Source organism: Ciceribacter lividus, from assembly GCF_003337715.1.
In the GTDB taxonomy this organism is placed as follows: domain Bacteria; phylum Pseudomonadota; class Alphaproteobacteria; order Rhizobiales; family Rhizobiaceae; genus Allorhizobium; species Allorhizobium lividum.
Genome location: NZ_QPIX01000012.1, coordinates 1 through 12,393, shown reverse-complemented (window position 1 = coordinate 12,393; position 12,393 = coordinate 1). Strand labels below are relative to the sequence as shown.

The 12,393-nt window shown below is 62.2% G+C and carries 9 protein-coding genes and 1 riboswitch; of the genes, 3 read left to right on the top strand and 6 right to left on the bottom strand.

Annotation, left to right across the window (positions count from 1 at the left end; genetic code table 11):
- Window positions 1–71 precede the first annotated feature (71 nt).
- The 5 genes from DFR48_RS18575 to DFR48_RS18555 form a co-directional block, all read right to left on the bottom strand.
- The gene (locus DFR48_RS18575; protein ID WP_114364717.1) at window positions 72–3,185 is read right to left on the bottom strand and encodes an efflux RND transporter permease subunit; all 3,114 of its coding nucleotides are present in this window, start codon (window positions 3,183–3,185) and stop codon (window positions 72–74) included.
- Window positions 3,186–3,229: 44 nt separating this feature from the next.
- Entirely contained in the window at window positions 3,230–4,435 is a 1,206-nt protein-coding gene (locus tag DFR48_RS18570) for an efflux RND transporter periplasmic adaptor subunit (RefSeq protein ID WP_114364716.1), read from the bottom strand.
- Between the two features lie 177 nt (window positions 4,436–4,612).
- Window positions 4,613–5,173, bottom strand: coding sequence for a TetR family transcriptional regulator (locus DFR48_RS18565; protein ID WP_245415664.1), 561 nt, complete (start codon window positions 5,171–5,173; stop codon window positions 4,613–4,615).
- A gap of 122 nt (window positions 5,174–5,295) precedes the next feature.
- Window positions 5,296–6,246, bottom strand: coding sequence for a phosphoribosylaminoimidazolesuccinocarboxamide synthase (locus DFR48_RS18560; protein WP_114364715.1), 951 nt, complete (start codon window positions 6,244–6,246; stop codon window positions 5,296–5,298).
- Between the two features lie 199 nt (window positions 6,247–6,445).
- Complete coding sequence (locus DFR48_RS18555; RefSeq protein WP_114364714.1) at window positions 6,446–7,099, bottom strand: energy-coupling factor ABC transporter permease; 654 nt, start codon at window positions 7,097–7,099, stop codon at window positions 6,446–6,448.
- 54 nt (window positions 7,100–7,153) lie between these two features.
- Window positions 7,154–7,369, bottom strand: a riboswitch (cobalamin riboswitch).
- A 212-nt stretch (window positions 7,370–7,581) separates the two neighbouring features.
- Between DFR48_RS18555 and DFR48_RS18550 the strand changes: the two genes are divergently transcribed.
- Window positions 7,582–7,797: a hypothetical protein gene (locus DFR48_RS18550; RefSeq protein WP_114364713.1), complete on the top strand. Its 216-nt coding sequence runs from the start codon at window positions 7,582–7,584 to the stop codon at window positions 7,795–7,797.
- 219 nt (window positions 7,798–8,016) lie between these two features.
- On the opposite strand, the gene DFR48_RS18545 is transcribed toward DFR48_RS18550, so the two are convergent.
- A complete protein-coding gene (locus tag DFR48_RS18545) occupies window positions 8,017–8,910 on the bottom strand; it encodes a helix-turn-helix transcriptional regulator (protein ID WP_114364712.1) in 894 nt (297 codons plus the stop codon).
- A 215-nt stretch (window positions 8,911–9,125) separates the two neighbouring features.
- Between DFR48_RS18545 and DFR48_RS18540 the strand changes: the two genes are divergently transcribed.
- Both DFR48_RS18540 and DFR48_RS18535 read left to right on the top strand, forming a co-directional pair.
- Window positions 9,126–10,577, top strand: coding sequence for an aldehyde dehydrogenase (locus DFR48_RS18540; protein WP_114364711.1), 1,452 nt, complete (start codon window positions 9,126–9,128; stop codon window positions 10,575–10,577).
- A gap of 58 nt (window positions 10,578–10,635) precedes the next feature.
- The gene (locus tag DFR48_RS18535) at window positions 10,636–12,081 is read left to right on the top strand and encodes an aldehyde dehydrogenase (RefSeq protein ID WP_114364710.1); all 1,446 of its coding nucleotides are present in this window, start codon (window positions 10,636–10,638) and stop codon (window positions 12,079–12,081) included.
- Window positions 12,082–12,393 lie beyond the last annotated feature (312 nt).

Below are 12,393 nucleotides of genomic sequence, written 5' to 3'. Positions count from 1 at the left end.
GTCGCCAATGCTTGTTCAATTCCGGTGGAATCGGCCCCGGTGATTTGGGGAGATTAGCAACTCCGCGTCTCTCATGACAGGGCCTCTTGTCCTTTTGCACGGGTGACGAGCCGCCGGACGATGACGAAGAACGACGGCACGAAGAAGACGCCGAGCCCCGTTGCTGCGACCATGCCTCCGAGGACGCCGATACCGATCGCGTTCTGGGCCGCGGAACCGGCACCCGTCGCGACCGCCAGCGGAGCCACGCCGAGGATGAAGGCGAGCGAGGTCATGATGATCGGGCGCAGGCGGAGGCGGGCTGCCTCGAGCGTTGCGTCGATCAGCGAGATGCCGTGTGACTGCCGCTCTCTCGCAAACTCCACGATCAGGATGGCGTTCTTCGCGGCAAGGCCGATGGTCGTCAGCAGCCCCACCTTGAAGTAGACGTCGTTGGACTGGCCGAGGAAATGGGCCGCCGTCAACGCGCCGAGAACCCCGACCGGCACGGCCATGATGACCGAGAAGGGGATCGACCAGCTTTCGTAGAGTGCCGCAAGGCACAGGAAGACGATCAGGACCGCCAGCGCGTAAAGCAGTGGCGCCTGCGAGCCGGAGAGTCGTTCCTGGTACGAGATGCCCGTCCAGGCCACCGTGTAGCCGCCGCCCATTTGCGAGACGATGCGCTCCACCTCGTTCATGGCATCGCCGGAGCTGACGCCGGGAGCCGAGGAGCCTTCCAGCGAGAAGGCGTTCACCGCGTTGAAGGCGGAGATGGAGGGCAGGCCGTTCACCCACTTCGCCGTGGTGAAGGACGAGAAAGGCACCATTTCACTGCGGGAATTGCGGGCATTCCAGTATTTCAGATCCTCAGCCTGCATGCGGAAGGGCGTATCGGCCTGGACATAGACCTTCTTGATCTTGTTGTTCAGCGTGAAGTCGTTCACACGGCTGCCGGCGAAGATCGTCGTCAGCATCGTATTGACGTCCGAAATGCTCAAGCCCATGGCACTCAGCTTTTCCTGGTCGAGATCGAGCTTGACCTGGCTTTCCTCGTCGCGGTCATTGGCACGCATGGCCACGACCTTGCCGCTGCTATTGGCCGCCTGCATCAGTTGCTTCGAAGCGTTGACCAGGGCATCGCTGCCATGGTTGCCGTTATCCACCAGATACATGGAGAAGCCGCTGGAATTGCCCATGCCCTGGATGGCGGGTGGCAGAATCGGGAAGACCTGCGCCTCGCGGATAGAGAAGAAATAGCCCATGGCGCGCTGCACGACGGCGCCCGCCGCCATGCTCGGATCCTTGCGCAGGTCGAAATCCTTCAGTCTGGCGAAGACCAGGGCATAGCTCTGCCCACTGCCAGCAAAGCTGAAGCCGTTGACCGCAAAGACGCTGTCGATGACGTCCTTCTCCTTGTCGAGATAGTAGTTCTCTACCTTTTCGATGACCTTGGCCGTCTGTGCACTGGTGGAGCCGTTGGGAAGCTGGATGATGGTCATCAGCACGCCCTGGTCCTCCTGCGGCAGGAAGGAACTCGGCAGGCGCGTGAAGAGCCACGCGCAGCCGCCGATCACGATGGCGAAGGCTACGAGAACCCGCGTCGAGCGTTTCAGCAGATAGCCGATGCTCGAGACATAGCCGCGTGTGGTGCGGTCGAAGTTTCGGTTGAACCAAGCGGCGGGGCCGCGCTGCTTCTTCGAGTGGTCGATCGGCTTCAGCATGGTGGCGCAGAGCGCAGGCGTGAGCACGATCGCGACGAGCGCCGAAAGCAGCATCGCCGAGACGATGGTCACGGAGAACTGCCGGTAGATGATCCCGGTGGACCCTCCGAAGAAGGCCATCGGGATGAACACGGCGGTGAGGACAAGGGCGATACCGACGATGGCGCCGGTGATTTCACCCATCGACTTCTCTGTCGCTTCAAGCGGCGAGAGACCTTCTTCCGACATGATGCGCTCGACGTTCTCGACGACGACGATCGCGTCGTCCACGAGAAGGCCGATCGCCAACACCATCGCGAACATCGTGAGCGTGTTGATCGAGTAGCCGGTCAGGGCCAGGATCCCGAAGGTTCCCAGCAGCACGACGGGCACCGCGATCATCGGAATGAATGTCGCGCGCAGGTTCTGCAGGAAGATCAGCAGCACGAAGAAGACAAGGATGATCGCTTCGATCAGTGTGTGGACCACCTTCTCGATCGACAGCGAAACGAAGGGCGTCGTGTCGTAAGGATAGATGATCTCGACGTTCTGTGGCAACGACGGTGCGATCTGCGCCAGCTTGTCCTTGACAAGAGCGGCCGTGTCGAGCGCATTTGCTCCGGTTGCCAGGTTCACGGCGAAACCGGAGGCGGGTTGCCGATTGGAACGGGAGGTCGAGGAATAGGTTTCAAGGCCGATTTCGACGCGCGCCACGTCGCTGAGCCGAACATTAGCACCACTGGTGTCGACCTTGAGAATGATGCGCTCGAAATCGGACACAGTGTTGAGCTGACTCTGGGCCGTCATGGTGACATTGATCTGTTGGCCTTCCACCGAGGGCAGCCCGCCGACCGAACCTACCGACACCTGTGTGTTCTGCGCTTCGATGGCCGAGGTCACGTCGGCAGCCGTCAACTGGAACTTCTTCAACTTGAAGGGGTCGAGCCAGATGCGCATGGCGTAGGCTGAACCGAAGGAATTGATGCTGCCGACGCCTTCCAGACGCTTGACCTGATCTTCAATCTGGCTGGCGAAGATATCGCCCAGATCGGCGGAGGAGCGCTTGCCATCCGTGGAGACCAACGCCCCGACCAGCAGAATGCTCGACGTGGACTTGGTCACTTCAATGCCGAGATTTTGCACAACCGACGGCAATTGGGAGGTGACAAGCTGAAGCTTGTTCTGCACCTGGACCTGAGCAATGTCGGGATCGACGCTGTTATCAAAGGTCAGCGTGATGCTGGAGGAGCCGGTCGTCGATGACGATGTCATGTAGGTGAGGCCGTCCAGCCCCGTCATACCGTCCTCGATGACCTGCGTGACGGTTTTGCGAACGGTATCGGCGCTGGCGCCGGTATAGGTCGCGCTGATGCGCACTGTCGGCGGTGCGATCTCGGGATATTGCGAAATCGACAGCGTGTTGATCGCCAGCGTGCCGCCCAGCATGATGATGATAGCGATGACCCATGCGAAGATCGGTCGCCGTATGAAGAATTTAGCCATGGTCTAGTTCCTGATCACGATGTTGCCGAGCATGTCCTTGGACATCATGATTTCGGCGCCGGAGCGGGTTGATTGCCCGGCTTTTCGATGACAAAGCCCTTTTCATCGACCTCTGCGGGGATGGGGGTGACCGTTGCATTGTCGGCGATCCACTGGAAGCCATCGACGATCAGCTTGTCGCCGTCGTTCACTCCTTCCGTGACGAGCCAGCTGTTGCCGGAGAGCTGGCTGTTCCTGAACGTGCGGGTTTCGACCTTATTCTCCGCCGTTACGAATTTCGCGGTCAGTTCGCCGTTGGCGTTGCGGCCCGCTGCCCGCTGCGGAATGAGATAGCCTGCTTCCTTGCCGACCGTGATGGTGGCGCGCACATACATGCCCGGCAGGATCAGGTTGTCAGAATTGTCGAAGAGTGTGCGGATGGTGAAGGTGCCCGTGGTCGTGCTCACCGCCATTTCCGACATGTCCAGCTTGCCTACATGCGGATAGTCGGAGCCGTCCTCCATCGTCAGCCGGATATCGGTGGTCTCGCTGTCGTCGTTTCGCTCCAGCTTGCCGGCCTCGATGGCCGCCCGCAACCTCAAGAGGTTTACGCTCGACTCGTTCAGCTGGATATAGATCGGATTGATCTGTCGAAGCGTCATCAGGGAGTCAGTCTGACTTGCCGTGACAACGTTGCCGATCGAGAAATTCGTGGCGGAGGTCACGCCGTCGAAGGGCGCACGGATCTCCGTGAGACCAAGACTGATCTGCGCGGTCTGCAGGGTGGCGCGGGCTTCCGCCACCGAGGCTTTCGCCTGCAGCAGCGTGGTGCGCGCATCTTCGTATTCCTTCTGCGTGGCACCCGTATTTGCAAGGCGCTCGTAACGCTGCAGGTTGGCTTCCGCCGCGGGCACGCTGACTTCCGACTTTTCCAGCGCGGCCTGGGCTTCGGCGACCGACGCCAAATAGGTGTCGTCCTCGATCTTGTAGAGCAGATCACCTGCCTTGACGAAGCTGCCTTCCTTGATGGCGATCTGCTTGATCACCCCGCCGACGCGCGGGCGGATTTCAGCCGTCTGGAAGGCCTCAGCCCTGCCCGAAAGCACGGTGGTGAGCGGTTGCTCGGATTTTTTGAGGGTCACGACGCTGACCGGGGAGGGCGGACGCGCTGCTCCCGCGCCAGCTCCGGCCTTTTGATCACCGGAATCGTTGCAGCTCGCCAGTGCGGCGGCGAGCAGGAAAAGAGAAGGCAGCAGAAAACGTCTGGTCATCGTTTCTTTCCGAAAAGAGGCGAGCACGGGAGGGCCGGCAGGGCCGACAAAAATTAGCAAGCGTCAGTTTTTCGTGGGCCGCATTCATCCCGGACAAGGGATGGTGACGGCATAATTCCGCGTCGTCCTCTCGTCACCGGACGGGAGGCGATGTGAAGTGACGTAAGAAGAGTATCGTCACTTTGCAAGCGGATTTTGCAGTGCGGTATCGATCAGAGCCACAACTTCACGGCAACGTGTTGCCAATATGTCGGCCTTTTCCCTGGCGATCAACACCGGATGGAGCACACAGGCCAATGCCATTGCCGCGACTTCGGCGGTCTTGCGGCTGTCCTTCACGTGGTAGACGCCGCTTTCGACGCCCGCGTCGATGATCCGGGTGATGTCGTCGATCAGCATTTCGCGGTATTGCTCGGCGCAGGCCAGTTCCTGGCCGGCGGAAAAGACGATCATCTCGAAGATGTGCGGGCTCTTCTGGAGATCCTGCAGATGGCTTTCCATCAACTGCTCGACGAAGAGGAGAAGGCGCTCCGGGGGCGCCTTGCGGTCGTCCGGCCGTGCGAGCCGTTCGATCATGGCTTCGAGGTGGCGCACGGAAATGGCGTCGACGAGGTCAACTTTCGAATGGAAATGCTTGAACACATTGGCCGGCGACATGCCGAGCGCTGCGGCGACGTCTGCCACCGCAACGTTCGTGAAGCCCTTGGTCCGGAATAGTTCCTCGGCCGTGTTGAGGATGTCCTCGCGCGTCTCCGCGGCCGGGCGACGGGGCTTGCGCTGGCTCCGCGCGGTGCGCGTGCCGGCCCGTACGTTGCTCGCCGGGAGCCCTTCCTCTTTCGGCGCGATCGCCAACGCTTCACTCAGCTCCCTGGGAAGTAGCGATCGAGATTTGCGCGAACCCTCGCCAGCGGCGTTTCACCGCTGTCGTCCGGCACGAACGTCTCGCCGGTAATTGCCTCATACGCCTTTATATAGACCTTCGAGGTTTCCTCGACCAGTTTCGCCGGAATTTCCGGAATGTCGTCCTTGTAAGGATCGCACCGTTCGGCGACCCACGAGCGGACGAAGTCCTTGTCGAAGCTCACCGGACGTTCGCCCTTCTCGAAGTGCCGGGGATAACTATCGGCGATCCAGTAGCGGCTGCTGTCCGGCGTATGGATCTCGTCGGCGAGGATGATGGTGCCGTCCTTGTCGGTACCGAACTCGTACTTGGTGTCGACGAGGATGAGTCCGCGTTCTGCGGCGAGCTTCTGGCCCCGGGCGAAGAGCGCCAGCGCATAGTCCGAAAGCATGTCCCACTGCTTCTGCGTCAGCAGTCCCGTCGAGACGATCTGCTCCGGCGTCAGCGGCTCGTCGTGGCCGCCGTCGAAAGCCTTGCTCGTCGGGGTGATGATCGCCTGCGGCAGGACCTGGTTGTCGCGCATGCCGTCCGGCAACCGGATTCCATACATCTCCCGCTGGCCGGCCTTGTAGAGCGTCAGGATGGAGGTGCCCGTCGTGCCTGCGAGATATCCGCGCACGACGATCTCGACGGGAAGGATGTCGAGTTTCTTGCCGACGACGACGTTCGGGTCGGGGTAGTCCAGCACGTGGTTCGGACAGATATCCTTCGTCTGCTCGAACCAGTAGCGGGCCGTCTGGGTCAGCACCTGGCCCTTGTAGGGAATGCAGGTGAGAATGCGGTCGAAGGCGCTCAGCCGGTCGGTCGAGATGATGATGCGCCGGCCGTCCGGAAGATCGTAGTTTTCGCGAACCTTGCCACGATAGTAGTTCGGCAGTTCGGGGAAATAGGCTTCGGAGAGAATGCGCAATGGCCTCGCCCTTCTGATGTCATGGAACGGACGCCGGTCGTCCTCGCCGGACCCTTAGTTTACCGCCGGGTTTTGTCAAGCGAGGCCTTCGGCGGAAGGAGAGCCAAGGCGCTTTGACCGCTCCTTATCAAAAGAAAAAGCGCATGGTGGTCGCCACGCGCTTTCCGGTTCTTGCAGCAGGCAGAAGCGCCTGGCGGTATCAGGCGAAGGTCAGGCGTCCGACCTCGGTCATGCGGGAGACAAGCCCATTGGCGCGGAAGCCCTTGATCACGGACACGGCGGTGAAGGTGATGAAGGCTTCGACCAGGAAGACCGGGAAATAGGCTGCGACCCAGGCGGCCCAGTCGGTGAAGGCGACCGCGTCGTTGGAGATCATCAGCCAGAAGCCGACCATCGCCGACACGCCGGCGTAATAGACGGCGTCGATGCGCAGGACCTTGCCGAGGTTGAAACGGTCCCGCAGTTTGGCGTCGAAAAGCCGGCGGCCGAAGCTGTAGTGGACCGCGATCATCGGCACCATCAGCGAGAGGGCGTTGACGCCGAGATGCGGGATGTCGCCGGGCTCGAACAGGAAAGCCTGCAGGACGAGGCCGAGCGCGAAGCCGAGCATGGCCGGTGCGAAGCCGAAGAGCATGTAAATGGTCGTTGCGCCGATGAGGTGCAGTTCGGACGGGCCGACCGGCAGATGCCAGGCTTGCATCAGCGCGGAAAACACCACGGCCGAAACGAGGGTCTTCGGCACGGCCAGCGGGTTGCGCACGACGGCCGGCAGCTGGGACGCGACGACGCTGAGGGCGGCTGCGTTCGCAAGCGCGATACGAACAGGATCGATAATTCCAACTTCAATATGCATTCTATTGCCTTTCCTCCGCGCCCACCGCGCGGAATTGCTTGAGACGCCACGAAAATCGTGGCCGAGGCGATGGCAGGTCTCCTGGCTCGCGGGTCTCGGCTCGGTCCGCCTTATCAACCGTTTCCGGCCAATGGCATGCTGGACGTCGCTCTCCGCTCACAGTTGCGGGGGCAGCTACGGTCTCGGCCCCTGATGGGTAATCCTCACCGTATTCCCTTTTCATCCACCACTTCGTTTTCGTCGGGTGGAACCATCGCTGGTTTTGAATTCGCCTGCCGTCCGGTTCGCGACGTGGAATGGACCGTTCCGGTCGTGACCACGGGCTTTTTCAGTGCAGGTCGATTGGTGATAGCCGATGACGCGGGTGCGCGCAATCGGTCGGAAGCGGCGACAGGCCAAAATGCCGCATTGCGGTGACTCTCCATGGCGTCTACGGGTTGACGAAAATCAAGGCTGCCGCCCGTGGAGAAAGGAAATCCGATATGCTCGCAAGAATGGTCTACAGTGTACCTGTTTTCGGATGGATGCTCAGGGAAGCCCTCACCGGGCCGACCACTGCCAAGCTTCTCTTCATTCTCAACCTGGTCCTGGTCTGGATTCTTGCGATCGGCTATTTCGGCTATCCGGCCATCATCCTGCCGGCTCTGACGGCCGTACCGGTGATCTTCACGACGCTGATCGTGATCACCAAGGGCTGACGCCACCTCGCTTGTCTCGTCTGGCGTGCGGCCGGGGGAGATTTCCCCGGCTGCTCCCCGTCAGGCGAGTGTGTCCTGCGTCTTCATCACGGTGAAGAATACGGCGGCGATCGCTGCGCTCGGCTGCCGTCGGGGAAAGGGCAAACTGTCAGGCCCGAGGTCGAATGGCAGGCGTGATATATCTGTTTGTCGCCGTGATTCGATCATGTGCCGGATCGATCACGGCCAGTCGGCGTAGCTCGCCGGCTCTTCCTGTCCCGTCCCGCCGCCGATCGAGGCGACGCTTTGGCGATAGGCGGCGGGGGATAGGCCGGTTTTTCGCTTGAAGAAGTGACTGAAGTAGGTCGGATCGCGAAAGCCCAGGCTTTCGGCGATCCCATGGATGCTCCGCGGCGAGCGTTCGAGCTTGATCTTTGCCTCGCGGATGGTGCGCTCGTGGACAAGCTCGATCGGTGTCCTGCCGAGAGCCTTGCTGCAAAGCGAATGCAGCCGATCTGCGGTAATGCCGAGCTGTTCGGCGTAGAAGCCGATTGGCCTCTGTTCTTCGAAGTGGCTTTCGACGAGGTGCCTAAAACGCTGGAGAATGTCGCCGGTCTTCGCCGGCCTGGTGAAAGGCAGGTCACCCGCGCCGGTGAGACGCCAGACCCTCAACAGGAGAAGCTGCAGAAAGGCGCAGGAGGCCATTATGGACGGGTGTTCCCGCTCGAGTTCATCGGAAAGGCCCCGAAGCAGCGGAACGAGAGCCTCGACCTCCGCGCGTTCGATGTCCTGCCGGATGATCTCCTGCGACAGCAGAAGTCTGAGGCCGTGGCCTTCGGGCTGATCTTCGACTACCTCCGCCAGAAGCATGCTTGAAAGACCGAGAATGTGACCCGTACTGCCCGCGTCGATGACCAGGGACGGGTCGTCGCAGGGCGGCAGGATCGCCACGACGGGACCGGCGAGAACCTCGTCGCGCGCCGGCGAGCGCAGTCTGACTTGTCCGCCAGAAAGAACGAGCACGTGCGCGAAATGTTCGTAAGGTGGTGCGGTGATGCGCATCGATCGTCGCGCCAAGGCCGGAGAAAGCGGATTGCAGCGCAGTTTGCGGTGAATGGCGTGTCTGTCGGTCATCGGAGCCCCGGCTTTCCGTCCCCAGCCTTTCGATGGCAGATCACCGGAAAATCACATGTCGCTGCCAGAAAATCGCATTCTCAACACCGAGGTCAACCCCTAAGCTCGCAAAATGCCTTTGGGAGGAGGCTTGGCGGGCATGGCAGCGCATTGGCTGGCTTGCGCCAGGATTCCCCTGAAGAACCGTTTTTGAACCCGGGTCCGAGGGGGCCGAAATGTTCCAGGCGAGGCTGATGATCGGCAGTGCCGACGAGGATGCCGCCGGCGGGGCGACCTTCCTCCGGCGCGATCCGGTGACCGGAGAGGTCGTGACCGTCGCTGCGGCGGCCTCGACCGCAGATGCCGAACGTGCGGCGAATGTGGCGGCGGCGGCCTTTCCCGCCTGGTCCGCGACCGGCCCCGGCGAACGCCGCGCGCTTCTCGAACGTGCCGCAAACATATTGAGCGCGCGGGCGGACGATTTTGCGGCGGCGATGACGGCGGAGACCGGAGCCACCCGCAGTTGGTGCGATTTCAATCTCTCGCTCGGCGCCGAGATCATCCGCGACGCGGCCTCGATGACCACGGCCGTAGGCGGGGTTGTGTTACCCTCCGCCGTAGAGGGACGGTTGTCGCTCGCCGTCCGGCAACCGGCCGGCGTCTGCCTTGCGATTGCGCCGTGGAATGCGCCGGTAACCCTCGGCTTCCGGGCAATAGCCATGCCGCTCGCCTGCGGCAATACGGTCGTGTTCAAGGCATCCGAACTCTGTCCGCGAACCCATTGGCTGATCGGCGACGTCATGCGGGATGCCGGATTCCCGCCGGGCGTGGTGAACGTCGTCAGTAATGATCCGGCCGATGCGGCCGCCATCGTCGAGACGCTGATCGCCCATCCCGCCGTTCGCCGCGTCAACTTTACCGGTTCGACCCGCATCGGCCGCGTGGTGGGGCAGGTCGCGGCCAGGCACCTGAAGCCCTGCCTTCTCGAGCTGGGAGGCAAGGCGCCGATGCTGGTGCTGGAGGATGCCGATCTCGAGCATGCCGCGGATGCGGCGGCCTTCGGAGCCTTCTTCAACCAGGGCCAGATCTGCATGGCGACCGAGCGCATCATCCTGCTCGACGCGATCGCCGAGGATTTCCTCTCGCTCTTTGCCGCGCGGGCAGCGCGTCTGAAGGCAGGTGACCCGCTACGGGCGGGTACGCCGCTCGGTTCAATGATCAGTGCGGAGGCCGTGAGGCGGGTCCGGGCATTGGTGGAGGACGCGGTTTCGAAGGGCGCACGTCTTCTCGTGGGTGGAACGAGCCACGACAGCTTCATGGACGCCACCGTGCTTGATGGCGTGACGCCGGCGATGCGCCTTTATGGCGACGAGAGTTTCGGGCCGGTCGTCGCCGTCATCCGCGCTGCAGACGTCGACGAGGCCGTCACGATCGCCAACGACACCCAGTACGGGCTCTCGGCGTCCGTCTTCGGGCGGGACGTCGGACGGGCGATGGAGGTCGCACGACGGATCGAATCCGGCATTTGCCACATCAACGGCGCGACGGTTTCCGACGAACCGCAGGCACCCTTCGGAGGTGTGAAGGCGAGTGGCCATGGCCGCTTCGGCGGCATGCAGGCGGTAGATGCGTTCACCGAACTGCGCTGGATCACCGTCAATGGCCGCCGCGAGACCTACCCGATATGACGGCGCGCTGCACACGCCACCCTGTTTCACCAGAGATCTTGAGAGGAGACGATCGACCATGAGAATACAGCAGATCATCAACGGCAAATCTGTCGACGCAGTGACCGGAGCCACCTTCGAACGCCGTGATCCATTCACCGGTGAAGTCGCCTCGGTCGCGCCCGCCTCCGGCCTCGACGATGTCAGGGCGGCGGTTGCGGCAGCGTCTGCCGCTTTTCCGGCCTGGTCGAAGCTCGGTCCAGGAGCGCGGCGGTCTCTTCTCATGAAAGCGGCCGATGCGATGGACGCCAGAGCGCCGGACTTTATCTCACTATTGACGGCCGAAACCGGCGGCACGGCACCCTGGGCCGGTTTCAACGTCATGCTCGCGGCGAGCATGCTGCGCGAGGCGGCTGCGATGACCACCCAGATTTCCGGCGAGATCATCCCGTCCGACAAGCCGGGAACGCTCGCGATGGCGGTCCGCCAGCCGGTCGGGGTCTGCTTGGGTATCGCGCCGTGGAATGCTCCGGTCATTCTCGGCACGCGCGCGATCGCGATGGCGCTCGCCTGCGGCAACACCGTCATCCTCAAGGCGTCCGAGCTCTGCCCCGGGCTGCATGTGCTGATCGGCCAGGTGTTCATCGATGCCGGCTTCCCGGAGGGCGTGGTCAACGTCGTCACCAACGCGCCGGAGAATGCGGCCGAGATTGTCGAAGCGCTGATCGCAGCACCCGAGGTCAAGCGGGTGAATTTCACCGGCTCGACGCGCGTCGGGCGGATCATTGGCGAGCTCTGTGGCCGGCATCTCAAGCCGGCGCTGCTCGAACTCGGCGGCAAGGCACCGCTCATCGTGCTCGACGATGCCGACATCGACGGGGCGGTGAACGCTGCGGTCTTCGGTGCCTTCATGAACCAGGGCCAGATCTGCATGTCGACGGAACGTTTCATCGTCGACGAAAAGATCGCCGACGAATTCGTGGAGAAGCTCGCCGCACGCGCGGGCGGGCTGCCGGCGGGCGACCCGCGCGGCCACGTGGTACTCGGTTCGCTGGTGAGCCCCGAGGCGGCCGCGAAAATGGAAGCCCTCGTTGCCGACGCCGTCGAGAAGGGCGGGAAGGTTGCCGCCGGCGGGAAGCGGCAGGGGTCGGTGGTCGAGGCCACGGTCATCGACGGGGTTCATCCCGGCATGCGGGTCTATGCCGAGGAATCCTTCGGTCCCGTGAAACCGGTGATCCGCGTGTCGGGAGATGAAGAGGCGATCCGCATCGCCAATGACACTGAATACGGCCTGTCTTCCGCAGTCTTCAGCCGCGACATCCAGCGCGCTCTAAAGGTCGCCGAGCAGCTCGAGACCGGGATTTGCCATGTCAACGGACCGACGCTTGCCGACGAGGCACAGATGCCGTTCGGCGGTGTGAAGGGCAGCGGCTACGGCCGGTTCGGCGGCAAGGCGGCGATCAACGAGTTCACGACGCTGCGTTGGGTGACCGTCGAGGATGCCGGCCAGCACTACCCGTTCTGAGGCTTTCGGTGGGGAGGGAAGGGGCGCGTTGGCGTTCCTTCCCTCGAATTTGGACCTTGAATTCGGCGACGACGCTCACCAAGTCTACAGACGGATCGCGCGCTCCTTACGTGAGCGAGGGTCTGGGCGACCTTCTTCCGCCGATTTCCTGACGATTTCGAATAAATCGTTGATGATCAATCGGTTACAAGAAAATGTCAGTTTTCTGACAAAAGGTTGTTGACTTGTTTGAGGGGGTAGGATTATACATCCGCTCACTGACGAGGGCGGCGGCGCTGCTGGCGACGATGTCCTTCGTTCTAGAGAAATCTC